Source organism: Oryzobacter faecalis, assembly GCF_046764005.1.
Classification (GTDB): domain Bacteria; phylum Actinomycetota; class Actinomycetes; order Actinomycetales; family Dermatophilaceae; genus Oryzobacter; species Oryzobacter faecalis.
Genome location: NZ_JBKOFW010000001.1, coordinates 1 through 22916 on the forward strand (window position 1 = coordinate 1; position 22916 = coordinate 22916).

The following is a 22916-nucleotide window of genomic DNA, read 5'->3' on the forward strand; positions in this document are numbered from 1 at the left end:
GCACCTGCCGGATGTGGGGCTGCACCCGGGCGGCCACCCACGCCGACCTCGACCACCTCCGGCCCTGGCCCGCCGGCCCCACGACCCCCAACAACCTCATGGCGCTCTGCCGCCGACACCACCGGATGAAACAACGCGGACGATGGCGCCCCACCCTCCACCCCGACGGCACCCTCACCTGGACCAGCCCCACCGACGCCGTCCGCACCACCGAACCCGACCACCGCCGTCTGCCCGCGAGAGCGCCCGAGGAGTCGCGCCTCCCCGAGGCCTCGGAGCCACCCTTCTGATGGTCGGCTGTACCGCCCTCCCCGCCCGCCCCGCCGATGAGCTGGCCCTTGCGGATATGCCGATGAGCGGGCGTCAGCGGGCGATTCGATGCGGGTGCTGTCGACGAGCCATTGGGACGTAGAGGATTTGACTGACAGTCAAGGTGGTGGTCGTCGCCAATCGCAGTCGGGCATCCACCGGTCGAGGGCGAAGCAGACATCGCCCGCGGCTAGCACCTCTCTGTCCCACGCTGCAGCGATATGACACTGCTGTTCGCGGGAAAGGTCTCCCAGCATCTGACTTGTGCCGAGCGCGTCGAGAACCGTGACCCAATAGTCACGAAATGGAAACCACGCCACCCCTGTCGCCTCGGCCGAGGACACCAGAAGACCGTCCACCGGCAGGAGTGAAGCCAGCCAGCTCCTAAGTTCGGCGGCTGGGACAATGGTCGTGGAGCCGTCAGCCGCTTCCGTCACCGTCAAATCGGACTTGCCGGGTGAGAGCGCGGCGAGCAACGAATCGACCTCATCGTCGTCCGGATAGTCGTCGGTCCAGACTGTTGCCACGAGCCCGGCCGGGATATCGGCAGTCAGCATGGGCCCGTTATCCGTCGGCTGGATCCATTCGACTGCCGTCCAGCTCATGGTCCCCTCCTCTCCTCGTGGTTCATCGACCTGTCACCGAACCACGCCGGGCAAGGTCGGTGCGAGGTGAAACCCGTGGCACACCATGATCCGTGACCGCTGCGGCGACGTCGAGGTCAACCAAACGTCGTACCGGGCCGCGTTGATCTGATCAGGAGCGGAGCCCAGCGGATGTTCGCGGCTTGTACCCTCCAAGCAATGGTCAGACGCCACGATGTCGATGCGCGCGTACGGATCGTGCGTGGCGGTCTGCTGCCCCCTCCATGGAAGCCAGGCGCAACCGGCAACGTCCTCTGGATCGTCGAGGGCGGAGGCGGACCTTGGCGTCGCACGGTCTACCTCGTGGAGTTCGACCGACCGCAGATCGATCCGAAGGGAGACGGCCCGTACTCCTGGGCCGAGGTAGAAGGCAGATACCTGCGCCCCTCGGCCTAGTCGGCCGGACATTCCGCGTGGAGGGCAGGCTGTGGCCGAGTCGCCTAACCTCCGTCTCATGGAGGATGAGGAACTGGGACTGCACGTGGACTGGGTCGCGCTGCCCTTCGTGCTCATCCCGGCTGCGCTCGTTTCGCTCTATGCACGGTCGGTGTCGGGCGGTTGGACTCAGCCTTGGCTCAGCCTGAAGCCGGTGTGGTGGTTCGGACTCCTCTTCCTTGTGCCGCCGCTCGGCTTCGTACTTCTGGCCGTAAACCTCTTCGTCTATCGGAAGGTGCCAGGGGCCATCACGGGTCGAACCAGGTCTTCCTAGTGCCCGGACATGCCGCACCTGACGCGTCCAGCGCCACTCGCGTTCAGTGCCGTCACGGCGGCCATCCGACCTCAGGGTTGCCGCCAGTCACAGTCGGGCATCCAGCGGTCGAGGGCGAAGTAGACATCGCCGGCGGCTAGCACCTCTCTGTCCCATGCTGCAGCGATGTGGCTCTGCTGTTCGCGGGAAAGAGGTCCCAGCATTCGAGTGTTGCTTGGCACATCCAGGACCGTGACCCAGTAGTCGCGGAATGGAAACCACGCCACGCCTGTCGCCTCGGGCGAGGACACCAGAAGTCCCTCCACCGGCAGGAGTGAAGCCAGCCAGCTCCTAAGTTCGGCGGCTGGGACAATGGTCGTGGAGCCGTCAGCCGCTTCCGTCACCGTCAAATCGGACTTGCCGGGTGAGAGCGCGGCGAGCAACGAATCGGCCTCTTGTTCGTCCGGATAGTCGCCGGTCCAGACCGTTGCCACGAACCCGGCCGGGATATCGGCGGTCAGCATGGGCCCCACATCGGTCTGCTGGATCCATTCGGCTGCCGTCCGGCTCACCGCCCCTCGCCTCCTTCCGTGTTCGAAGCCTGGGGCCTCCTGTTCGTCCCTGGCAGCGACCCTAAGGCCAGGCCGGTCGGTATCGATCATGTTGGAGCGCGATGCAGTCGAGCGTGAAGTTGACTCGCGTGCCGGTCGTCACTCGATGCGGTGAGTCATAGGTGAACCTCCGGTCATGCCGCTGAGAACGTCCGGACATGCCGCCGGACGTGATGGGCGAAACCCCAGTGAGTTCACGGCGACCGGTGGCACGATAAGCGTCCACACATCACAGGGGGGCCCACGTGGGATTGCTCGACCGCTTCCGTTCACGACGCGAACCTGACCGGGCGACCAGGCGCGCAACGCCCGCGACGAAGTCATCGACCCCTACCCCTACGAGCCAGGGGATGAAGCAGCCCGGCTTCGCCGTGCTCGACGTAGAGACGACTGGACTCGACGCCAGCCGGCACCGCATCGTCGAGATCGCCATCGTCACCACCGATGCCTACGGGCGCGTCAGTGACGAGTGGTCCACGCGCATCAACCCGCAGGGTCCGGTCGGAGCTACCCACATCCACGGCATCACCGACGACGACGTGCGCCACGCGCCCCCATTCGCTGACCTGATCGGCGAGCTGAACCGGCGCCTCGCGGGCAGCGCCGTCGCCGCCCACCATGCCCGCTTCGACCTCGCGTTCCTTCGGGCTGAGTACTCCCGTGCCGGATGGCGGCTGCCGCTGCTGCCGGCGCTGTGCACCCTTCAAGCCTCCGAGCATCACCTGCCACACCTAGATCGGCGTCGCCTCTCCGACTGTTGCTGGGCCGTCGGCCATCACGTGGTGGGGGCGCACTCAGCCATCGGGGACGCGCGCGCGACCGCGTCCCTCCTAGCCGCGTTCATGCACCCGAGCTTCGGTACCCCGCCACTGCCGCAGCACGCCGACCTGCCCCGCCAAGGACTGGCCGTGAGATGGCCGACCGGCCCATCAAGTGAGCCACCTGTCACGGTCGTACCCGCGCGAGTGCGGGCAGCGTGGCAGGCGCAGGGCCCAGTCAGTCAGCCGGCCGCTCTCGTCGAGCTCGTTGATCGGTTCTCGCTCGGGGACGCGCTCGACGAGGGTGCTCCCGAGGGAGCAGTGGCCTACCTGGAGAAGCTCGCCGAGGTCCTTGAGGACGGGGAGCTGACCGCGCAGGAGAGCGCAGACCTCGCGGCGGTCGCCGCCACCGAGGACCTGACCGATGGGCAGGTTGCCGACGCCAACCGCGCCTTCGTGCTCGCGTTGGCTCATGAAGCGCTCAACGACGGCAAGGTGACCCGAGCGGAACGAGCCGAGCTGCACGCTGTGGCCGCTCTTCTTGCCGTCCAGGACAGCGTCGTCTCAAAAGCTCTCGACGCGGCCGAGCAGGCACGGCACGAACGCCTATCCATGGGTTTGCGGGATCTTCCCCCGGGCTGGGCTCACGGGAAGCCGCTCCAGGTGGGCGACAAGGTCGTGTTCACCGGGTGCGACGACGATGAGCGCGCCCGCCTCGAGGCCCGCTCGGAGAAGGTCGGGGTGCGTGTCGTCAGCTCAGTATCTGCCCGCACCGCGATGCTCGTCACCGACGGCAGCGTCGACGGAATCAAGGCCGCCAAGGCCCGCGAGATCGGCACTCGGACAGTGGACCCTGCGCTCTACACCGTCCTGCTCAAGCACCTCCAGCCCGCCGCGCGCCGTAGCCCAACTACAGACGCGCAAAGCCCTGCGGCGCCGTTAACCGCGGGCGAGGGCTCCCTGATCGTGCCAACGATGACGTCTGCTCCTGACCGCGCTCGTGTTGACCCTTCCGTCGTCCGTGCGTGGGCTCGAAGCCAAGGGTTAGAGGTAGGTGTGCGAGGCCGGTTGTCGAAAGACGTCTTCGCCGCATACGACGCTGCTCAAGCGACCGCTCCAGCGCCGTAGTACCGCTGCCGGGTGCACACCAGTTCCGAGGAGCGCCCGGGGCCCGTAGGAGGTGCCGACCACACGGAATTCATGGACCTGCACAACGACCGAAAATGCCGCGGGGGGCGCGTCCGGAGGTGCATGGCGTCACTCCCGCCCTCCGCGATAAGGTCACTCGGCCATGGGAGGTGCTTATGCCTGCAGGCATTGGGCGGATTCGCGACTCTTGGAACGTGAAGCCAACCGCCCGCGACAAGGGGCTCACGCTCACGATCAAAGTCACGGCCTACGACAACGGCATGGTCGAAGTCGATGGGATACCCATCAACGTCGAACCCGCGTATGAGCAGGGCCACGGTTGGCTTGGCGCTGCCGAGGTAATCACAGCGACACTTAACGAGTTCCGCAAGGACGCAACTTCGAGGCGCCGGGCTCAGCTGAAGAAGTCCTAGGGTCCGGGGCCACCTGGCGCCGTAGCCATGGGGAGACCGACTCGTCGACTGCTGGCCGAAATGCTTGGCTACGTCCTGTCATGCCGCCAGGCCACTCGGTAAGGCCGTCTGTCGCCACCCGGTTTCGGTGGAAGGGAAGCGCTCGGGCTACGTGGGCGGACGTCCCCAGGTCGGTGCTTGGCTTGGACGGACGATCAGCTGTTCATCGACATAGGTGGCGAGGAGGGGCCAGCGCGCGCTGTCGGCCACAAGCCAGACGGTGATCGGTCCGCTGCGGCAGAGCCGCATCAGCTCGGCCAGCTTCCGCCCGGATGTGCTCGCGAGGTCCGCTGCTGGTCGGTTGGTAGCACTCACCCAGTGCGAGAGCAGTCCCTGCAAGCTGTCTGGACCCGCCACACGCGCTTTGGCCTCGACAGCGAGTTCTACCCGGCCATCGCCGGAAAGGCCGAGGGCATCGAATGGTCCACGCTCGAACTCGATCTGGTTCGCGGGCCATCCGTGGTCGAGGATCAGTTCGGCAACTGCACCGACCTGGATCAGATACTCCAGGTTGATTGCGACTCCTGGTCCGGACTTGCTGAACAGCGCGTAGCGGCCCGCCGGAATCTTGGGTCGGACCGTCGGCATACTCACGAATCCGGCCTCGTCTACCTCTGCGATTCCGGCGTCCACCGCGCGAAGAAAGGTCGCGGACTCGTCAGGTAACAGTCCCCTGCGAGGTGGGGCTATCGCCGGACTCAAGACGTCGTCCCGAGTCGCGGCAAAGCCGCGGGCGCGCTCGTGGAGGAGTGCCCAAAGGCGAGCCACGTGTTGGTCCGCATCGCGCCGCGGTGAGTGCGCCGCGACCATCGCTGAAAGCCACTCTTCGTCAATCATCGTCAACCTCCCGATGCGCACCCTAGAAGGGCTCACCGACAGGGTGTGTGGTGCTCCGACTGAGAACCGCCACGAGCGGACATGCCGCGGCCAGCCAGAGGTGCGGTGCATCCGGTACGGACTTGGCGCCGTAGTAGTGACCGCCGCGCGAATGACGGAGATGGCCGCCGTGCGACGCCATGGCTCGCTGGAGTGACTGCTGCCAAAGTGGACGTCATGCCGACCCTGAAGCCGGAGTTCTTCGCCGTCTGCGCCCAAGTGATTCCCGTCCTCTTCCTGGCTTTGATAGTCGAGGACAGGCTTCGATACGACAAGGAGGAGGCAACGGAGAGGGTCATGCGATCTTGGGGGCTCGCCCTTCTGACGATCGCCTTAATCACGAGCCTCGCTGTCGTGGGTGGAGCCACGCCAGCGTCCGGACTTGCCGGGCACGTGGTTGTCACCACGTTGTTGGCGTGTGTTGGGCTCATCTCGATTCCGCCAATTGTCAAGGAGATCCGTGAAGGACGACGGATGTCCGAGGGGATCGGCCACCTGCTGGCTGCCGTTGCGGCGGTACTAGTGGCCCTTTGGGTGACCTTCAACTACTGGGTCGACTAGGTCGCGAGCACTCGATATGCCCCGTCCCAAACCACGAGGCTGCATGGTGGTGAGTGCGCCCTCAGACGCGCGCCGAGCAGAGCCGATCCAGGTCGCGCGCGGACCGGATCGTCGCAGGCCGTTGCGCCAGGCTCTGCTCGTCCACCCACGGAAATGCCGCTCTCATCCCGTGACGGGGTATCCCATCGGCCAGGACATGCGGTAGTCGTCGGCTGCCGCGTGAGTGCTGAACTCGAGGACCGAGACCTTGTGTTCGGTGAGGGCGTCGAGGACTTGCTGGGGGTGGACGCGGAAGAACTCGCGCCGTTGGTTGACCTTGTTGAGCCGTTGGTCGGCGAACTCGCGGTGGAGCATCGCCTCGATCGTGACGGCGTCGTCGCTGAAGAACAGGGCGTGGACATCGAAGTTAAAGGGGACTGACGCGTCGCCGAGCTCACGGATGCGGTCCTCGGGTTCGAGGCGGCGAGTCATACCGATCTTGACGACGCCTTCGCCGAAGGCGCCGATGTTAGAGATGACGTAGACGTAGCCGGCCCGGATGTTCGCGGCGCGGTAGTCGGCGGCGGCGATCTCGGCGTCGATGCGGTCGAGTTCACCCTGGAGCGCTTCGGCGCCGGTGGTGTCGCCGGAGTCCCGGAGGCGCTGGATCGAGTTGAGGTAGTGGGTGCGCTCCTTCTCCAGGCGTTCCTTCTCGCGCTTGATCTCGGCTTCGAGGGCGCGCTGTTCGCGTAGTTCCGCACGACGTTCGCGTTCCTTCTCCCGGTCGGCGGCCTTGGCCTGCTCGTGGCGGGCGGCGAGCTCGAGCTCTTTGAGGCGGAGCCGGTGGTAACGATCGGTGACGGCGAGGTCGATCATCCGTCCCTGTTTCGCGATCTGTTCGCGCGCGGTGGAGAGGCGCTTCTGCGCTGAGGCGAGGTTGCCCGCCTTGACGGTCTTGACGGCGTTCTCGGCCTCCGCGTTGTAGGCGCGCAGCATGATGCGGCTCATCTGGTTCACGAACGTCTGCCCTTTGGAGAGGGAGTTGTTGAAGGTGAAGTTCGACGCGGCGGTGATCGCCGAGCCGATCTTGTTCGTCTGGCGGATGTCGGAGCGCAACGCCTCGAGCTCGGTCGCTAGGGCGGCGGATGACTCGGCTGGGTGTTCGAAGTCGAACAGGCCGACCTCTTCGAGGACGAGGCGATCGCGGTTGACGATGACCTGACGGTCCAGGTCGCTCACCTGCCGCTGCAGGTCGGCAATCTTGATCCTGAGGGCTTCCTCGGTTTCGCGCTGGGCGTGGATCCGTTGCTCGCGGGCGGCGGCGTCGAGCGCGCCCATCTCGGACAACAGACGCTCGCAGCGCGCGAGGTCGGTCCGCAGCCGCCAGTTGTCGGCCTGCAGCTCGGTGGCGATCCGCTTCGCGTTGAAGGGCGTGATCTTCTCCCCGGCGTGGTCGCGGTGGTGCTCGGTCGGCCGCTCCGGGGCGACGACGACCCGTGCCGGGGGAGGCGCCGCGGCGGTAGTCGGGTCTGGTTCCGGAGCCGACGGCCCGGTTTCGGGAGTGGCCGTCGCGACGGGGTCGATGTGGACCGGCGCCGGTGGAGTCGACAGGGAGTCGATGGCCCGGGCGCCTGCGGTACTGACGTGTTCAGTCCAGCGTGCGCCGTCCCAGTAACGGTGCTGAAACCTGCGCATCGGGTCCGGGTGCCATCCAGCAGGTGGATTCGTCGCCATGTGTTATTCCCTCCGGCACCGCACGCTACCGAGCGGCGACGCGGACTGTCAGGCAGTCGGCGTCATACGCCGATCGATGAACACAAGGGCCACCCCGGCACGGTGGTTCGGTGGGGTCGAATCACGTCGGCATCGAGCATCCGGAAATGCCGCGGCGCGAGCAGCCGCACCGAGCACCAGGGCTGGGTGTCCGAGGGGTTCGTCCTCCCTCTCGTTGGAGCCTCGAGCGGTCGGTGGGGGGAGTCCGTTGCGCTCACTGTCGGCGAGTGGCCCTGCGGCAGGGATCCCGGGTTAGGGTCGGTCGATGCGCTATCGACTCCTCGGCCACAGCGGATGTGCCGTCTCCGAGCTCTGCCTGGGCACCATGACCTTCGGTGCCGAGACCGACGAGGCCGGTTCCCACGAACAGCTCGACGTCTTCCTGGAGGCCGGCGGCACGCTCGTCGACACCGCGGACGTGTACTCCGCGGGGGTGTCGGAGGAGATCATCGGGAGATGGCTGGCCGCGCGCCCGCGAGAGGTGACGGACCGCGTGGTCCTTGCCACCAAGGGCCGGTTCGCCACCGAGCCCGGTCCCAACGGCAACGGCCTGTCGGCCCGGCACCTGACCCGCGCCCTCGACGCGTCACTGGGTCGGCTCGGGGTCGACGTCGTCGACCTCTACCAGGCCCACGCGTACGACGCGAACACACCGCTGGAGGAGACGCTGCGCACCCTGGACGGGTTCGTCCAGGCCGGGAAGATCCGGTACTACGGCCTGTCGAACTTCACGGGGTGGCAGCTGACCAAGGCGGTCCTGACCGCGAGGGCCCTGGGCCTGCGCGAGCCGGTGACGCTGCAGCCGCAGTACAGCCTCATCGTCCGCGAGATCGAGTGGGAGATCGTCCCGGCGGCGCTCGACGCCGGGCTGGGGCTGCTCCCGTGGAGCCCGCTCGGAGGGGGCTGGTTGTCCGGCAAGTACCGGCGCGACGAGCGGCCGACCGGGGACACCCGGCTCGGGGACGACCCCGGGCGAGGGATGGAGGCCTACGACCGACGCGGCAGCGACCGCACGTGGCGGGTCATCGACGCCGTGGCCGAGGTCGCCGAGAACCGCGGGATCTCCATGCCGGAGGTCGCGCTCGCCTGGGTCACCAACCGCCCCGCCGTCACCTCCACCATCCTGGGTGCCCGCACGACGGACCAGCTGCGGACCAACCTGAAGGCGGCGGGGCTGGAGCTGTCCTCCGAGGAGTGTGCCGCCCTCGACGAGGCGAGCGACCTCGGGGCCGCCGACTACCCGTACGGGGAGCTGGGCATCGAGCAGAGGAGCCGCAACCTCGCGGGCGGCTGACCTCGGCAGTTCGCGATGCGCCCGAACGCCATCGGTGCCCCCCCGAGGAGGCCCGGTGGCTCGTCACGGGACGCCTCCACGGTTGAGGGAGGCCACCGCGAACGGCTCGCCGTCGAGGCGTGAGCCGCGGCCATCCGGAAAAGAGGTTGCCGAGGGGGCCCGCGAGCGACACGATCCCGACGTGCTCAGGCCATGTCGACCATCCGACCTCGCCAGCGTCCAGGACCTCGTGGTGGCCGCCGGCCTGTTCGCCGCCGACGAGGCCGGCTTCCTCGGCGAGGAGCTCCCGTGCGCGGACGAGGGGTCAGGCAGCGAGGCAGGGTCCCCATCCTGCGTCGTCAGCACCGACGGTGACGAGGTCACCGGTGTCGTGTACTACCGCCCGGAGGAGGCGGCGCCAGGGGTGTGGGACCTCACGATGATCGCCGTGGAACCGGCCCGTCAGGGCGCCGGCATCGGGTTCGAGCTCCTGCAGCACGTCGAGGCGACGCTCGCAGCGCAGGGCGCTCGGCTTCTCGCCGTCCGCACCTCCGGAACGGCGCAGTACGACGGCGCACGGGCCTTCTACGACAGGGCCGAGTACCACCTGGCCGCCACCGTCGAGGACTGGTGGGCGGACGGCGACGACCTCGTCCTGTACGTCAAGCGGCTCAGGGCCTCACCCTGACGGGGTCCGTACCTCAGCACTCGATGACGTTGACGGCGAGCCCCCCGCGCGCGGTCTCCTTGTACTTGACCTTCATGTCGCGCCCGGTGTCGCGCATCGTCTTGATGGCCTTGTCGAGCGAGACGATCTGCTTCCCGTTGCCGCGCAGCGCGATTCGTGCCGCGGTGATCGCCTTGACCGAGGCCACGGCGTTGCGCTCGATGCAGGGGATCTGCACGAGGCCACCGACCGGGTCGCACGTGAGCCCGAGGTTGTGCTCGATGCCGATCTCCGCGGCGTTCTCGACCTGGTCGGGCGTCCCGCCCATGACCTCGGCGAGCGCGCCGGCCGCCATCGAGCACGCCGACCCGACCTCGCCCTGGCACCCGACCTCGGCACCGGAGATCGACGCGTTCTCCTTGTAGAGCGTGCCGATGGCCGCGGCCGTGAGGAGGAAGCGCACGACGCCCTCGTCGTCGGCGCCGGGAACCCAGCGCGTGTAGTAGTGCAGGACGGCGGGGATGATGCCGGCCGCCCCGTTCGTCGGGGCCGTGACGATGCGCCCGCCGGAGGCGTTCTCCTCGTTGACGGCCAGGGCGTACAGGGTCACCCAGTCCATCGCCGCGAGGGGGTCGCCGCCGTGCTCGGAGCGCAGCTGTCGCGCGAGGCGGGGCGCGCGGCGCTGCACCTTGAGGCCACCGGGCAGCACACCCTCGGTGCGACAGCCGTTGTCGACGCACTCCTGCATGACGTCCCACAGGTGCAGCAGGCCGGCGCGGACCTCGGCCTCGGACCGCCAAGCGGTCTCGTTGGCGAGCATGACGCCGCTGATCGGCAGACCGGACTCGGCGCACCGCTCGAGCAGCTGGTTGCCGGTCGTGAACGGGAAGCGCACGGGGGTCTCGTCGGGAACGATCCGGTTGCCGCCGACCTCGTCCTCGTCGAGGACGAACCCGCCGCCGACGGAGTAGTACTCGCGCCTCCGCAGCGGCTCCTCGTCCTCGGCCGGGGTGGCGGACGCGTAGGCACTGAACCGCATCCCGTTGGCGTGGAACGGAAGCGACGCCCGGCGGTGGAGGACCACGTCGGCATCGACGTCGACCGGCACCTCGTGCGAGCCGGCCAGCCGCAGGACCCGGGACGAGCGCACCTCCTCGAGCCGGGCGTCCGCACCACGGGGGTCGGTGCTCTCGGGCTGCTCGCCCTCGAGGCCGAGGACGACCGCCTTGACCGACCCGTGGCCGTGCCCGGTGGCGCCGAGCGAGCCGAACAGCTCGGCCCGGACGCGCCCCACCCGGGTCAGCACCCCGTCGGCGCGCAGGCCCTCGGCGAAGGTCGCCGCGGCCCGCATCGGTCCCACGGTGTGGGAGCTCGACGGCCCGATGCCGACGGAGAAGAGGTCGAACGCGCTGATGGCCACGGGAGGACAGCCTGCCTCAGTCGCCGAGCTCTCGGCGACGCCGGGTCACGAACTCCTCGAGCTCGGACCGCAGGGCGTCGTCGAGCGACGGCTGCTCGTACTCCTCGACCCGCTTGCGCCAGATCGCCGCGGCCCGCGTCGCGGTGTCCTGAGCGCCGTTGCGCATCCACCGCTCGTAGTTCTCGGAGCTGTTGAGGAAGGGGCGGTAGAAGCAGGTCCGGAAGCGCTCCATCGTGTGCATCGACCCGAGGAAGTGGCCGCCGTGGCCGACCTCCTGGTGGGCGTCGAACCCGAGCGAGCCCTCGTCGATCTCGAGCGGGGTGAACTCGTGCTGGAGCATCTCGACGAGCTGGCAGTCGATGACGAACTTCTCGAACCCGGCGACGAGCCCGCCCTCGAGCCAGCCCGCGCTGTGCATGACCCAGTTGGTGCCGGCGAGGAAGGTCGGGAGCAGCGTCATCAGCGCCTCGTAGCCGGCCTGGGCGTCGGGGACCTGGGACGACGTCAGGCCGCCACCGGTGCGGAAGGGCAGCCCGAAGTGCCGTGCGATCTGCCCCGTGCACAGCAGGCCGATGCCCGACTCGGGCGTCCCGAACGTCGGGGAGCCCGACTGCATGTCGATGTTGGACAGGAACGACCCGAAGATCACCGGGGTCCCGGGCCGGATCAGCTGTGCGAGCGCGATGCCGGACAGCGCCTCGGCCATCTGCTGCACGAGCGCCGCGGGGATGGTGACCGGCGACATCGCCCCCATGAGGATGAACGGGGTGAGGACGACCGGCTGGGCCGCGGCGGCGTACTCGAAGAGCGCATCGAGCATCCGGTCGTCCCAGCGCAGCGGTGAGTTGCAGTTGATGAGGCTGATGGACACCGGTGTCTGCTCGATGGCCGACCGACCGCCGAAGAGGATCTCGGACATCGCGATGACGTCGGCCGCGTTCGGGCCCGACACGACGTTGCCCATGAACACCTTGTCGGTGAGGGTCATGAGGGCGAGCGTCATGTCGAGGTGGCGCGAGTCGAGGGGGGTGTCGTTGGGCTCGCAGACCACCCCGCCGGCCGAGTCGAGCATCGAGAAGGACTGCGAGAGCTTGGCGAAGGTGCGGTAGTCCTCCATCGTGCCGTCGCGCCGGACGTCGCCGTCGCGGACGAAGGGCGGCCCGTAGACGGCACCGAACGCCATCGAGTCCCCGCCGATGTGGATGGTGTTGGCCGGGTTGCGCGCCTGGACGTCGAACTCGCGCGGCGCCTTGGCGACCTGCTCGAGGACGAACTCGGGGTCGAGGAAGACGGTGTTCTCCTCGACGCGCTGTCCCGCAGCGCGGAACAGCTCGAGGGCGCGGTCGCTCATGAACTCCACGCCGATCTCGGTGACGAGCCGGCGCCAGCCCGCGTCGAGCTGCGCCATGGCGTCGGCGGAGAGGATCTCGTAGCGGGGCATGCGGTTCGTGAACATCGGGGGTGGGGCCTTTCGACGGCGGATCGACGTTGACGGTGAGCCTCCTCACATCCTAGCCTCATCATGTGGGACAGTGGTTCCACATGATGGCCAGTTTCGAGAGGACCTCCGTGAGCACCGCACCCGCCGGCACCGGCACCCAGTCGATCGACCGGGCCGCCGACCTGCTCGCGCGCGTGGTGCGCTCCGAGGGCCCGGTGACCTTCACCGAGCTCGCCGCCGCCACCGGCCTCGCGCGCTCCACCACCTCCCGCCTGCTGTCCGCCCTCGAGCGCGCCGACCTGCTCTCCCGGGACGACGGCGGCCGCTGGGGGCCCGGCGCCCTCTTCGACCTCTACGCCACCCGGCGCAGCGACGACGACACCCTCGTCGAGGGAGCCGACGCCACGATGCGGGCCCTCGGTGACCTCACCGGCGAGACGGTCAACCTCGGCGTCGCCCGACGGGGAACCGTCGTCCAGGTCGCGCAGGTCGACTCGGCCTACTTCCTCGGCTCGCGTGACTGGGTCGGCACCGACGTCCCGGCCCACTGCTCCGCCCTGGGCAAGGTGCTCTACGCCCACGGCGCCCTCCCCGTCCCCAAGGGCCCGCTCGAGGCGCTCACCCCGGCCTCGGTGCCGAACGGTGCCGCGCTCGAGGCCCAGCTCGCCGGCATCCGCCAGGACGGGTTCGCGACGACGGTCGACGAGCTCGAGCCCGGCCTCACCGGCGTCGCCGCCCCCGTCCGGCGCCACGGCGCGGTGGTCGCGGCCCTCGGCGTCTCAGGCCCGACCTCCCGCCTGGCCGCCGACCTCCGGTCCACCGGAGCCCTCGTCGCCGCCCACGCCCGGGCGCTGTCGGTCCGTCTCGACTCCCACCCACAGGAAGGCGCAGCATGACTCCCGACGAGATCCTCAAGGGGTTGTACGACGAGACGCTCGTCGGCAACGGACCCGCGGTCCTCGACCTCACGCACCAGGCGCTGTCGATGCAGATGGAGCCCGGCACCCTGCTGTTCGATGCGCTGATCCCGGCGCTCGAGGAGGTCGGCGCCCGGTTCGAGCGCGGTGACTTCTTCGTCCCCGAGATGCTCATCGCGGGCCGCGCGATGGCCGGCTCGATGGAGGTGCTGCGCCCGCTCCTGGCCGACACCGGGGTCGAGACGATCGGCAAGTTCCTCATGGGCACCGTCAAGGGCGACGTCCACGACATCGGCAAGAACCTCGTCAACATCATGCTCGAGGGCGCCGGCTTCGAGGTCATCGACCTCGGTGTGCAGGTGGCCCCCGAGAAGTTCGTCGCCGCCATCGAGGAGCACCGGCCCGACATCGTCGGGTTCTCCGCGTTCCTCACGACGACGATGCCGATGTTCAAGGCGAACATCAACGCGCTCGAGAAGGCCGGCCTGCGGGACTCGGTCGTCGTCATGGTCGGGGGGGCCCCCGTCACCCAGGAGTACGCCGACGCCGTCGGTGCCGACGGGTACGCCGCCGACGCCTCCGCCACGGTCAAGCGCGCCAAGGCCCTCCTCGAGGCCCGCCGCACGAAGGTCCCTGCATGAGCGCCCCCCTCCGCCACACCGTCCTGCGCTCGGCCTCCAAGGAGGTCGTCATCGGCGCCGACAAGCCGTTCTGCGTCATCGGCGAGCGCATCAACCCCACGGGCCGGCCGGTGTTCCAGAAGGCGCTGCGCGAGGGCGACCTGTCGATCATCGAGAAGGACGTCGCCGCCCAGGTCGCCGGCGGCGCCGACGTCCTCGACATCAACATGGGCGTGCCCCTCACCGACGAGGCCGACCTCCTCGTCCGGGCCATCCGGCTCGTCCAGTCGATCTCGGACCTGCCGGTCTGCATCGACTCCTCGGTCGTCGAGGCGCTCGAGGCCGGCCTGGCGGTCTACCAGGGGCGCGCGCTCGTCAACTCGTGCACCGCGGAGGACGACCGGCTCGCCGCGATCCTGCCGCTCGTCAAGAAGTACGACGCCGCGATCGTCGCCCTCCCCAACGACGAGGACGAGATCCCGATGGAGGCCGACAAGCGCCTCGCGCTCACCGAGAAGATCGTCCGGGTCGCGACGCAGGAGTACGGCATCGCCATCGACGACATCGTCATCGACCCGCTCGCCATGCCGATCGGCGCCGACTCCACGGTCGGGCGGGTGACCCTCGAGGTCATCCGGGGCATCCGCGAGCGGTGGGGCCTGAACACGACGTGCGGCGCCTCGAACGTCAGCTTCGGGATGCCCGGCCGGCACGCCATCAACGGCGCCTGGCTGCCGCTCGCGATGTCGGCCGGGATGACGAGCGCCATCATGGACGCGCGGACGCCGCACGTCGTCGACGCCGTCCGGGCTGCCGACCTCCTCCTCGGCAACGACGAGTGGGGGATGTCGTGGATCGCCACCCACCGGGCGCGGCAGGCGGCGGAGGCCGCGAAGGCCGAGGCCGCCGCCGTCGGCTCCGCGTGAGCGGCGAGCGCGGACCGGGAGCGCCGTTCGAGGACGTCGTCGACGGGATGCGGCGCGAGGGGCTCCTCGAGCCCCCGCCGTCGGGTGCCGGCGGCGAGGAGGCCCACGAGGGCACCGGGCGGGTCACCCTGTCCTTCGCCCCGGCCGGCCGGTCGGTCCGCGTGCCGCCCGGGGTGTCGGTGTTCGACGCCGCCTCGTGGAACGGCATCGCCATCGACTCGACGTGCGGCGGGCACGGCACCTGCCGCAAGTGCCTGGTCCGGCTGACCGCGGGCAGCGCGCCGGTGACCCGCCACGACCGGCGGACCTTCTCGGAGGAGCAGCTCGGCGACGGCTGGCGGCTCGCGTGCCTCGTCAGGGCGACCCACGACCTCGGCCTCGAGGTGCCGCCGCTCGTGACGCGGCCCAAGGCGTCGACGGTCGGCGTCGGGCGCCAGGTCATCCTGCGGCCGGCCGTGCAGAAGCGCTACGTCGAGCTGACCGAGCCGACACTCGCCGACCAGCGCACCGACCTCCAGCGGCTGCGCGACGCGGTCGAGGACCTCACCCTCGAACCCGACCTGCACGCCCTGCGGCGGCTGCCGAAGGTGCTGCGCGAGAACGACTTCAAGGTCACGGCGGTCGTGGTCGACGAGACCCTGGTGGACGTGGAGCCGGGCGACACGACAGCCCGGCGCCACGGCCTCGCCTACGACCTGGGGACGACGACCGTCGTCGCCACCCTGCTCGACCTGGAGACCGGGACGCCCGTCGCCGTCTCGTCGATCCTCAACAAGCAGCAGCCGTTCGGGGGTGACGTCATCACCCGGATCAGCGCGACGATGATGGATCCGGAGGCGCTGGGCCGGCTCACCGGCCTCGCCCGCGACACCCTGACCGAGCTCGCGCGCGAGGTCTGCGACGAGGGCGGGGTCGCGCCCGAGGAGGTGTACGAGGTCGCCCTCGCCGGCAACGCGACGATGACGGCCCTCCTCCTCGGCATCGACCCGGAGCCGCTCGGCGTCGCGCCGTTCATCCAGAGCACCGCCGACTGGCCGGTGCTGCGGGCCTGCGACCTCGGGCTGGCGCTGCACCCCGGGGCCAGGGCCGTGGTCTTCCCCGCGCTCGGCGCGTACGTCGGTGGCGACATCGTCGCCGGGATGCTGGCCAGCGGCCTCGACCGCGACAAGCGGGTGCGCCTGTTCATCGACGTCGGGACCAACTGCGAGATCGCCCTCAGCGACGGTGAGCGGATCGTCACGACCGCGGCCCCGGCCGGGCCGGCCTTCGAGGGGGGCGCCATCCGCTGCGGCATGCGGGCCGCCGACGGCGCCATCGAGGTCGTCACGCTCGATCCCGCTGCCGCGGACGGCGACTCGGCCGTCACCCTCGGTGTCATCGGCGATGTCGAGCCGCGAGGGCTCTGCGGGTCCGGGCTCGTCGACGCCGTCGCCGAGCTCTGGCGGGTCGGCCTCCTCGACGCGTCGGGCCGCTTCGTCGCCGACGAGGACGCCGCGCGTGACCTCCCCCTGCTCGCGCCGCGGCTGACGACGGTCGGCGAGAGCGGCGAGCGGGTGTTCGTCCTCCACCGGCCGGCTCCAGACACCCCGACGGTCGAGTCGGTGTACCTGTCGCAGAGGGACGTCCGCGAGCTCCAGTTCGCCAAGGCCGCGATCTCGACCGGGTGGACCCTCCTCCTCGAGGAGCTGGGGGTGCAGCCGCGCGACGTCCAGCAGGTGCTCCTCGCAGGCTCCTTCGGGTCCTACCTCTCCCCGGCCTCGGCCGTGCGCATCGGCCTGGTGCCCACGCTGCCGGTCCTGCGCATCGTCTCGGCCGGCAACGTCGCCGGCGAAGGGGCGAAGATGGTGCTGCTGTCCGCCCGCGAGCGGGCCGGTGCCGACGCGCTGCTCGAGGAGGTGCGCTATGTCGAGCTCTCCGACCGGCCGGACTTCAACGACCGGTTCGTCGACCAGCTCGCGTTCCCCGGGTGACGCCGGGGCCACGAGCCGTACGGCGCTCGTCGCCTGCGGGGCGATCGCGCAGCCCGCGGCCGAGTCCGTCGCCCGGCACGGCTGGGCGGTGGACGTCCACCCGCTGCCCCCGCTGCTGCACAACCGCCCCGAGCGGATCGCGGGCGAGGTCGAGCGGATGGTGCTCGACCTGCGGACGCGGTACGACCGGGTGGCCGTCGGGTACGCCGACTGCGGCACCTACGGCGCCCTCGACGCGGTGTGCGAGCGGCTCGGCGTCGAGCGGCTGCCCGGGCTGCACTGCTACGACCTCTTCGCCGGGCCCCCGGTCGTCGAGGCCCTGACCGAGGACGAGCCGGGCACCTACCTGCTCACCGACTTCCTCGTGAGGTCGTTCTCGCGCACCGTCGTCCACGAGCTGGGGCTGGACCGGTACCCGGAGCTGCGCGACGACTACTTCCGCCACTACACGCGGGTCGTCTGGCTCGTGCAGACCGTGGACCCGGCCGAACAGGCCGAGCTGCGCACGCTCGCCCAGGGCGCGGCCGACCGCATCGGCCTCCCCCTGCAGGTGCGGCACACCGGGGGCGGTGGCCTGGACCGGGCACTCGCCGGCCTGCTCGCCGTCAGGAGCGGCTGAGGGCGGTGGCCATCGCCCGCACGTGCTCGGGGGAGGAGCCGCAGCACGCGCCGATGACGTCGATGCCGAGCGCGCGCAGCTCGAGGGCGTGCTCGGCCATCGCCTCGGGGCCGACGGTGTAGACGAACCGGTCGCCGTCGAGCTCGGGCAGGCCGGCGTTGGACTGCGCCACGAGGAGGACGCCCTCGGGGCGTGCGGCGACGAGCTGCTCGGCGATGGTGCGCATGTCGTCGGGGCCGCGGCCGCAGTTGGCCCCGACGGCGTCGACCCCCTCGGCCACCAGGGCGGCCACCGCCGCGGCGGGCGTGACGCCCATCATCGTGCGCAGGTTGGTGTCGAAGGAGAGGGTGGCGACGACGGGGAGGTCGGGCGCCACCTCCCGCGCGGCGGCGACGGCCGCGCGCGTCTCGTCGAGGTCGCTCATCGTCTCGACGAGGAGGAGGTCGGCGCCGCCCGCGGCGAGCCCGCGGACCTGGTCGGCGAAGAGGGCGCGGGCGTCCTCGGCCGTCAGCGTGCCGAGTGGCTCGAGGAGCTCACCGGTGGGGCCGATGTCGCCGGCCACGAGGGCGCCGTGGCGGTCGGCGACGGTGCGCGCGAGCGCGGCCCCGGCCCGGTTGACCTCCTCCGCCCGCCCGGACAGCCCGTGCTGCGCGAGCCGCGGCTCGGTGGCGCCGAACGTGTTCGTCGTGAGGATGACGGCCCCGGCGGCCGCGTAGTCGTCGTGGAGGGCGGCGACGGCGTCGGGGTCGGACAGGTTCCACGACTCGGCGCACTCACCCATCGGCAGGCCGCGTTCCTGGAGCAGCCAGCCGTAGCCGCCGTCGGCCACGGCGGGGCGGCCGTCGAGGAGGGCGAGGAGCCGGTTCGTCATCCCGCCACGGTACGAGCCGGCACCTTCGCTTCGGACGGCCGTCTCACTGCGGGCGGCTGCGGGCCGCGACGGCCTCGTCGAGCATCCGTCGGCGCCAGGCCTCGATGACCTCGACCTGGTTGAAGGTGAAGACGTGCAGCCCCTCGATGCCGAGCGCCTCGTTCGCCGCGAGGGCCGCCACGCGGCTGACGAACCGGTCGGTGGAGAAGCCGGGGGCCGCGATCCGCGCGAAGACCGACCGCTGCTTCCTCAGGAACCGCAGTGACTCCCCGACACCGATCCTCGTCGCCATGCCGAGCAGCTTGGTGCGCTCGACCGGGCCCGGGACGCCGACGAGGATGGGCAGCTCGACGCCGCGCCGGCGGACCCGCTCGGTCCACGTGGCGAGGTGCTCGGCGTCGAAGGTCATGTTCGACACGATGTGCGTGGCGTACCGGCGCTTGTCCCACATCGCCTGGACCGTGACGTCGTCGTCGATCGTCGGGTGCGACTCCGGGTAGCCCGTGATGCCGACGTGGGTGAAGTGGTGGCCGAGCGCCTCGAGGTCGCGGAGCAGGTCGACCGCGCCGTGGTAGGGCCCGGCGGGCGGGTCGGCGTCGCCCGCGGGGACGAAGACCGCGGTGACGTCGTGCTCCTTGAGCCGGGCGACGACCTCCGCGAGCTCACCGCGCCCGGACACCATGCGCGCCGCGAGGTGCGGGACGACGTGGTACCCGGCGTCGGCGAGCGTCGTCGCGAGGTCGAGCGTGGCCCCCAGGCCCTTGCCCGGGGCGGCCGTGACGGTGACCGGCACGGTCGCCGGCACGTGCTCGCGGACCTTCTCGGCGATGGTGGCCGTCGGCATGACCTCGTACCGCGCCCCCTCGAGGAGCCGGGCGAGGGCCACGGTCGGCAGTTCGTTGCTCATCGTGCAACCTGTCTCGTCATGCGCACCTGACCGTGCCAGCCTAGGGGTCGTCGGTCCTCGGCGCTAGCGTCTGCGGTCATGGACCAGGGGAGCGTCGTCGAGGGGGTGACCCCGTCGCGGGCCGCGCAGGGGGCGCTGCCCCTCACCGGCGTGCCCGAACCGCTGTGGGCGGCCAGCCCCAGCAAGCTCCTCGCCTTCCTCGACTGCCCCCGGCGCTACCGGCTGCAGTACCTCGACCGGCCCTCGCCCGAGAAGCGCCGCCCGCGGGCGCACACCTCGCTCGGCACCGCCGTCCACAACGCGCTGCGCGACTGGTGGGACCTCCCGGAGCGGCGTGCGGAGGCGGGCGCGGGGCTCGTGCACCGGGCCTGGATCGACGTCGGGTTCCGCGACGCCGCCCAGTCGGGTGAGTGGCGGGCGCGCATGCAGGACGCCGTCACGGCCTACCTCGGCGAGGTCGACCCGCAGCGCCGGCCGGTCGGCATCGAGCGCACGGTGTCCTTCGTCAGCGGCGAGCTGCGGCTCACCGGGCGCGTCGACCGCCTGGACGACCGCGACGGTGAGCTCGTCGTCGTCGACTACAAGACCTCGCGCGTGGTCCCCACGGACGACGACGCCCGCACGTCCCTGCCGCTCGCCCTGTACGCCGCCGCGGTGTGGAAGATGTTCCGGCGCCGCACCCTGCGCGTCGAGCTGCACCACGTGCCGACCGGCATGGTGGCGACGCACGTGCACACCGACGCCTCGCTGGCCCGCAAGGTCGAGCAGGCCCGCTCGATCGCCCGCGACGCCCGGCGGGCCGACCGCGACCACGCCGAGCGCGGCACCGACAGCGAGCTGTTCCCGCCGCGACCGGGCCCGCTGTGCGGCTGGTGCGACCTGCGGGCCCACTGCCCCGAGGGCCAGGCGGCGGGGCCCGAGAAGTCCGACTGGGCCGCGCTCGAGGAGCCCGCCCCGACCAAGGAGTCCCCCTGGAACAGCGACTGAGCTTCGTCACCCTGGCCGTGCACGACCTCGACCGCAGCCGGGCGTTCTACGTCGACGGCCTCGGGTGGGAGCCCGAGCTCGACGTGCCGGGGGAGGTCGTCATGTTCGCGGCGGGGGAGCGGCTCGTCCTCGCGCTGTGGGACCGCGCGGCCTTCGAGGCCGAGGTGGGGGAGCCGGTCCGGGCCGGGCCGGGCGTGGTGCCGATGACGCTGTCGCACAACGTCGCCAGCCCTCGCGAGGTCGATGCCGTGCTCGCGACGGCCCGGGCCGCCGGTGCCGTCGCGGGTGTGCCCGTCGCCCGCGACTGGGGCGGCTACACGGGCTACTTCGCCGACCCCGACGGGTTCCGGTGGGAGGTCGCGTGGAACCCGGGCCCGGTCGGGCGGCGGGTCGTCCCCGAGACCGAGGTCGACGCCCGGCCCTGAGCGGGCCGGTCGGGGGTCAGCGCCTCAGGCGCTGACCCGCGCCTGCCAGGCGCGCAGGTTGTCCGACAGGACCGAGCGGATGAGATCGGCCTCCGGGCCCTCCTGCTGGTCGACGGCCGCGAGGAGGTCGTCGATCTCGGCGGGCGTCCGGTAGTGCGCGAGGTCGGCCCGGAGGGCGGCCGCGCGCTCGCGAGCCTCGCGGCGGGCGCGCAGCTCGTCCTTGACGGTGGTCCAGATCTGTGAGGTGCTCATGCATCCAGTGTCGAGAACGGCCTCGCATGCGTCCAATGAAATCCAGACATACGACGCATGCACTATCGTCATGCAATGGACACCGACGCCCTCCGCTGGTTCCAGCTCGTCGCCGACGGCTACACGGTCACCGAGGTCAGCGAGGTCTTCGAGGTCAGCCAGCCCGGCGTCTCGCGGGCGCTCGCCCGTCTCGAGAAGGAGGTCGGCACCCCGCTGCTGCGCCGCTCCGGGCGGGTGCTGCGGATGACGCACGCCGGCGCCGCCTTCAAGCGACACGTCGACTCCCTCGTCAACCACCTCGACGACGGCCTCGCCGCGGTCAGCGAGCTCCTGGACCCCGAGGGCGGCGTCGTGACCCTCGCCTTCCCGCTCAGCCTCGGGTCCTGGCTGGTCCCGGGCCTCATCCGCGGCTTCCGGCGCGAGCACCCGCGCGTCCGCGTCGTCCTCGAGCGGACCGCGGTCGGGGAGGCCGGACGGGTCTCCCCGCTGCTCGCGACCCGGCGGGCCGACGTCGAGCTCACCGCGCACCGCGTCCTCCAGCCCGACGTCGAGTGGGCGCGCGTCCTCGTCGAGCCCCTCGTCCTCGCCGTCGAGCCGGGCCACCGCCTCGCCGACCGCGACGCCGTCTCGCTCGCCGAGGTCGCCGAGGAGCCCTTCGTCCTGCGCGCGGCCCCGTCGATGATGCGCTCCCAGACCCTCGAGCTGTGCGCCGCCGCCGGGTTCGAGCCGGAGGTCGCCTTCGAGGCCGAGGACCTGCCCACGGTCCGCGGGCTCGTGGCCGCAGGTCTCGGGGTCGGCGTGGTCCCGGCGATGGGCCTGCCCGCACCGACGACCTTCGCCCGGACCCGGCTGCTCCCGCTCACCGACCCCGGGGCGCAGCGCGAGGTCGGGCTCGCCTGGGTCGCCGGACGCCCCCTCCTGCCGTCGGCCGAGGCCTTCCGCAGGTTCGTCCTGGCCGGGTGAGAGGATGCAGGCCTCTCCCGCGGATCCCCCGAAAGGCCTATCGATGGCGTCCTCCCGCCCCCCGAAGAAGCCCGCGAAGGGCAAGGCCACCGTCATCGCCCTCGCCAACCAGAAGGGCGGGGTCGCCAAGACGACCTCGGTCGCCTCGCTCGGGGCGGCGTTCGCGGAGCGCGGGCTGCGCGTCCTCCTCGTCGACCTCGACCCGCAGGCCTGCCTGACCTTCAGCCTCGGCGTCGACCCCGACGCCGTCGAGGACTCGGTCCACGACGTCCTCGTCGGTGGCGAGGACCTCGCCGACGTCGTCGTCTCCTGCGAGGAGGGCATCGACCTCGTCCCGAGCACCATCGACCTCGCCGGAGCCGAGGCCGTGCTCCTGTCCCGCCCGGCCCGCGAGTACGTCCTCCAGGGCGCCCTCGACGGCGTGCGCAGGCAGTACGACGTCATCCTCCTCGACTGCTCGCCGAGCCTGGGCGTGCTCACCCTCAACGCCCTCACGGCGGCGCAGGGCCTCGTCATCCCCATGCCGTGCGAGATGCTCAGCCACCGCGGCGTGGGCCAGCTCCTCGACACCGTCCGCGACGTGAAGAGGATCCTCAACAAGAAGCTGACGGTCCTCGGCATCCTCCCCACGCTCTACGACGGGCGCAGCACGCACGCGCGCGAGGTCCTCGAGGACGTCGGCGAGCGGTACGACCTCCCCGTGCTCAGCCCCCCGATCCCGAAGACCGTGCGCTTCGCCGAGGCCCCCGCGGTCGGGCGCTCGATCCTGTCGACCGCGCGCTCGAGCAAGGGCGCCGCCGCCTACCGCGCCGTGGCGGCCGCCCTCGTCCCGCCCTCCTGAGCCCGCCCGCGCGTGCC

The 22916-nt window shown here is 70.8% G+C and carries 25 protein-coding genes; 16 read left to right on the forward strand and 9 right to left on the reverse strand.

Translation table 11 applies throughout. The features are described from left to right. The coding region (locus tag ACK8HX_RS00005) for an HNH endonuclease signature motif containing protein (RefSeq protein ID WP_411938592.1) at window positions 1-290 on the forward strand (290 nt) is incomplete at its 5' end. Between the two features lie 138 nt (window positions 291-428). On the opposite strand, the gene ACK8HX_RS00010 is transcribed toward ACK8HX_RS00005, so the two are convergent. Next, window positions 429-914: a hypothetical protein gene (locus ACK8HX_RS00010; RefSeq protein ID WP_411938593.1), complete on the reverse strand. Its 486-nt coding sequence runs from the start codon at window positions 912-914 to the stop codon at window positions 429-431. 493 nt (window positions 915-1407) lie between these two features. Between ACK8HX_RS00010 and ACK8HX_RS00015 the strand changes: the two genes are divergently transcribed. Further along, window positions 1408-1662 (forward strand): hypothetical protein, encoded by a 255-nt coding sequence (locus tag ACK8HX_RS00015; RefSeq protein ID WP_411938594.1) that lies wholly within the window; start codon window positions 1408-1410, stop codon window positions 1660-1662. 71 nt (window positions 1663-1733) lie between these two features. On the opposite strand, the gene ACK8HX_RS00020 is transcribed toward ACK8HX_RS00015, so the two are convergent. Next, window positions 1734-2213, reverse strand: a complete 480-nt coding sequence (locus ACK8HX_RS00020; RefSeq protein ID WP_411938595.1) for a hypothetical protein — start codon at window positions 2211-2213, stop codon at window positions 1734-1736. 389 nt (window positions 2214-2602) lie between these two features. Between ACK8HX_RS00020 and ACK8HX_RS00025 the strand changes: the two genes are divergently transcribed. Together ACK8HX_RS00025 and ACK8HX_RS00030 are read left to right on the forward strand one after the other, a co-directional pair. Next, window positions 2603-4138 carry an exonuclease domain-containing protein gene (locus ACK8HX_RS00025; RefSeq protein ID WP_411938596.1) on the forward strand — a complete coding sequence of 512 codons (1536 nt, stop codon included), beginning with the start codon at window positions 2603-2605 and terminating at the stop codon, window positions 4136-4138. Between the two features lie 215 nt (window positions 4139-4353). Further along, window positions 4354-4572: a hypothetical protein gene (locus ACK8HX_RS00030; protein ID WP_411938597.1), complete on the forward strand. Its 219-nt coding sequence runs from the start codon at window positions 4354-4356 to the stop codon at window positions 4570-4572. A 147-nt stretch (window positions 4573-4719) separates the two neighbouring features. Here ACK8HX_RS00030 and ACK8HX_RS00035 read toward each other — a convergent pair whose 3' ends face one another. Beyond that, the gene (locus ACK8HX_RS00035) at window positions 4720-5244 is read right to left on the reverse strand and encodes a hypothetical protein (protein WP_411938598.1); all 525 of its coding nucleotides are present in this window, start codon (window positions 5242-5244) and stop codon (window positions 4720-4722) included. Window positions 5245-5664: 420 nt separating this feature from the next. Between ACK8HX_RS00035 and ACK8HX_RS00040 the strand changes: the two genes are divergently transcribed. Continuing rightward, complete coding sequence (locus ACK8HX_RS00040) at window positions 5665-6048, forward strand: hypothetical protein (RefSeq protein ID WP_411938599.1); 384 nt, start codon at window positions 5665-5667, stop codon at window positions 6046-6048. 162 nt (window positions 6049-6210) lie between these two features. Here ACK8HX_RS00040 and ACK8HX_RS00045 read toward each other — a convergent pair whose 3' ends face one another. Continuing rightward, complete coding sequence (locus tag ACK8HX_RS00045) at window positions 6211-7761, reverse strand: DUF4041 domain-containing protein (RefSeq protein WP_411938600.1); 1551 nt, start codon at window positions 7759-7761, stop codon at window positions 6211-6213. 304 nt (window positions 7762-8065) lie between these two features. Between ACK8HX_RS00045 and ACK8HX_RS00050 the strand changes: the two genes are divergently transcribed. Continuing rightward, window positions 8066-9094: an aldo/keto reductase gene (locus tag ACK8HX_RS00050; protein WP_411938601.1), complete on the forward strand. Its 1029-nt coding sequence runs from the start codon at window positions 8066-8068 to the stop codon at window positions 9092-9094. A 232-nt stretch (window positions 9095-9326) separates the two neighbouring features. Then, window positions 9327-9761, forward strand: coding sequence for a GNAT family N-acetyltransferase (locus ACK8HX_RS00055; protein ID WP_411938602.1), 435 nt, complete (start codon window positions 9327-9329; stop codon window positions 9759-9761). Between the two features lie 13 nt (window positions 9762-9774). Here the strand turns inward: ACK8HX_RS00055 and ACK8HX_RS00060 are convergent, their stop codons facing one another. After that, window positions 9775-11160, reverse strand: coding sequence for an L-serine ammonia-lyase (locus tag ACK8HX_RS00060; RefSeq protein WP_411938603.1), 1386 nt, complete (start codon window positions 11158-11160; stop codon window positions 9775-9777). 16 nt (window positions 11161-11176) lie between these two features. Then, on the reverse strand, window positions 11177-12616 hold the full coding sequence (locus ACK8HX_RS00065; protein ID WP_411938604.1) for a trimethylamine methyltransferase family protein: 1440 nt from the start codon (window positions 12614-12616) through the stop codon (window positions 11177-11179). Window positions 12617-12729: 113 nt separating this feature from the next. Here ACK8HX_RS00065 and ACK8HX_RS00070 point away from each other — a divergent pair, with 113 nt between their 5' ends. Genes ACK8HX_RS00070 through ACK8HX_RS00090 form a run of 5 tightly spaced genes read left to right on the forward strand, consistent with a single transcriptional unit; the run spans window position 12730 to window position 17653 of the window. After that, on the forward strand, window positions 12730-13497 hold the full coding sequence (locus ACK8HX_RS00070; RefSeq protein WP_411938605.1) for an IclR family transcriptional regulator: 768 nt from the start codon (window positions 12730-12732) through the stop codon (window positions 13495-13497). Further along, window positions 13494-14159: a corrinoid protein gene (locus tag ACK8HX_RS00075; protein ID WP_411938606.1), complete on the forward strand. Its 666-nt coding sequence runs from the start codon at window positions 13494-13496 to the stop codon at window positions 14157-14159. The genes ACK8HX_RS00070 and ACK8HX_RS00075 overlap by 4 nt, the downstream gene beginning before the upstream one ends. Next, window positions 14156-15064: a dihydropteroate synthase gene (locus ACK8HX_RS00080; RefSeq protein WP_411938607.1), complete on the forward strand. Its 909-nt coding sequence runs from the start codon at window positions 14156-14158 to the stop codon at window positions 15062-15064. Before ACK8HX_RS00075 ends, ACK8HX_RS00080 begins: the two co-directional genes overlap by 4 nt. Next, a complete protein-coding gene (locus tag ACK8HX_RS00085; protein ID WP_411938608.1) occupies window positions 15061-17034 on the forward strand; it encodes an ASKHA domain-containing protein in 1974 nt (657 codons plus the stop codon). The genes ACK8HX_RS00080 and ACK8HX_RS00085 overlap by 4 nt, the downstream gene beginning before the upstream one ends. Then, window positions 16967-17653, forward strand: a complete 687-nt coding sequence (locus ACK8HX_RS00090; protein WP_411938609.1) for a DUF1638 domain-containing protein — start codon at window positions 16967-16969, stop codon at window positions 17651-17653. The genes ACK8HX_RS00085 and ACK8HX_RS00090 overlap by 68 nt, the downstream gene beginning before the upstream one ends. Here ACK8HX_RS00090 and ACK8HX_RS00095 read toward each other — a convergent pair. Continuing rightward, entirely contained in the window at window positions 17640-18524 is an 885-nt protein-coding gene (locus ACK8HX_RS00095; RefSeq protein WP_411938610.1) for a homocysteine S-methyltransferase family protein, read from the reverse strand. The genes ACK8HX_RS00090 and ACK8HX_RS00095 overlap by 14 nt on opposite strands. Before the next feature lie 43 nt (window positions 18525-18567). Beyond that, window positions 18568-19431 (reverse strand): methylenetetrahydrofolate reductase, encoded by an 864-nt coding sequence (locus ACK8HX_RS00100; protein WP_411938611.1) that lies wholly within the window; start codon window positions 19429-19431, stop codon window positions 18568-18570. Window positions 19432-19509: 78 nt separating this feature from the next. Between ACK8HX_RS00100 and ACK8HX_RS00105 the strand changes: the two genes are divergently transcribed. Next, a complete protein-coding gene (locus ACK8HX_RS00105; RefSeq protein WP_411938612.1) occupies window positions 19510-20418 on the forward strand; it encodes a RecB family exonuclease in 909 nt (302 codons plus the stop codon). Then, window positions 20403-20843, forward strand: coding sequence for a VOC family protein (locus ACK8HX_RS00110; RefSeq protein WP_411939324.1), 441 nt, complete (start codon window positions 20403-20405; stop codon window positions 20841-20843). Before ACK8HX_RS00105 ends, ACK8HX_RS00110 begins: the two co-directional genes overlap by 16 nt. Before the next feature lie 24 nt (window positions 20844-20867). On the opposite strand, the gene ACK8HX_RS00115 is transcribed toward ACK8HX_RS00110, so the two are convergent. Beyond that, window positions 20868-21095, reverse strand: coding sequence for a hypothetical protein (locus ACK8HX_RS00115; protein ID WP_411938613.1), 228 nt, complete (start codon window positions 21093-21095; stop codon window positions 20868-20870). A 75-nt stretch (window positions 21096-21170) separates the two neighbouring features. Between ACK8HX_RS00115 and ACK8HX_RS00120 the strand changes: the two genes are divergently transcribed. Together ACK8HX_RS00120 and ACK8HX_RS00125 are read left to right on the forward strand one after the other, a co-directional pair. Continuing rightward, entirely contained in the window at window positions 21171-22058 is an 888-nt protein-coding gene (locus ACK8HX_RS00120) for a LysR substrate-binding domain-containing protein (protein WP_411938614.1), read from the forward strand. 43 nt (window positions 22059-22101) lie between these two features. Then, window positions 22102-22899 carry a ParA family protein gene (locus ACK8HX_RS00125; RefSeq protein WP_411938615.1) on the forward strand — a complete coding sequence of 266 codons (798 nt, stop codon included), beginning with the start codon at window positions 22102-22104 and terminating at the stop codon, window positions 22897-22899. Window positions 22900-22916 lie beyond the last annotated feature (17 nt).

Coding starts and splice junctions, on each gene's coding strand:
- ACK8HX_RS00010 (WP_411938593.1), bottom strand. CDS start 914: ATGAGCTGGACGGCAGTCGAATGGATCCAGCCGACGGATAACGGGCCC.
- ACK8HX_RS00015 (WP_411938594.1), top strand. CDS start 1,408: ATGGAGGATGAGGAACTGGGACTGCACGTGGACTGGGTCGCGCTGCCC.
- ACK8HX_RS00025 (WP_411938596.1), top strand. CDS start 2,603: ATGAAGCAGCCCGGCTTCGCCGTGCTCGACGTAGAGACGACTGGACTC.
- ACK8HX_RS00040 (WP_411938599.1), top strand. CDS start 5,665: ATGCCGACCCTGAAGCCGGAGTTCTTCGCCGTCTGCGCCCAAGTGATT.
- ACK8HX_RS00045 (WP_411938600.1), bottom strand. CDS start 7,761: ATGGCGACGAATCCACCTGCTGGATGGCACCCGGACCCGATGCGCAGG.
- ACK8HX_RS00050 (WP_411938601.1), top strand. CDS start 8,066: ATGCGCTATCGACTCCTCGGCCACAGCGGATGTGCCGTCTCCGAGCTC.
- ACK8HX_RS00065 (WP_411938604.1), bottom strand. CDS start 12,616: ATGTTCACGAACCGCATGCCCCGCTACGAGATCCTCTCCGCCGACGCC.
- ACK8HX_RS00075 (WP_411938606.1), top strand. CDS start 13,494: ATGACTCCCGACGAGATCCTCAAGGGGTTGTACGACGAGACGCTCGTC.
- ACK8HX_RS00080 (WP_411938607.1), top strand. CDS start 14,156: ATGAGCGCCCCCCTCCGCCACACCGTCCTGCGCTCGGCCTCCAAGGAG.
- ACK8HX_RS00090 (WP_411938609.1), top strand. CDS start 16,967: ATGTCGAGCTCTCCGACCGGCCGGACTTCAACGACCGGTTCGTCGACC.
- ACK8HX_RS00095 (WP_411938610.1), bottom strand. CDS start 18,524: ATGACGAACCGGCTCCTCGCCCTCCTCGACGGCCGCCCCGCCGTGGCC.
- ACK8HX_RS00100 (WP_411938611.1), bottom strand. CDS start 19,431: ATGAGCAACGAACTGCCGACCGTGGCCCTCGCCCGGCTCCTCGAGGGG.
- ACK8HX_RS00105 (WP_411938612.1), top strand. CDS start 19,510: ATGGACCAGGGGAGCGTCGTCGAGGGGGTGACCCCGTCGCGGGCCGCG.
- ACK8HX_RS00115 (WP_411938613.1), bottom strand. CDS start 21,095: ATGAGCACCTCACAGATCTGGACCACCGTCAAGGACGAGCTGCGCGCC.
- ACK8HX_RS00120 (WP_411938614.1), top strand. CDS start 21,171: ATGGACACCGACGCCCTCCGCTGGTTCCAGCTCGTCGCCGACGGCTAC.
- ACK8HX_RS00125 (WP_411938615.1), top strand. CDS start 22,102: ATGGCGTCCTCCCGCCCCCCGAAGAAGCCCGCGAAGGGCAAGGCCACC.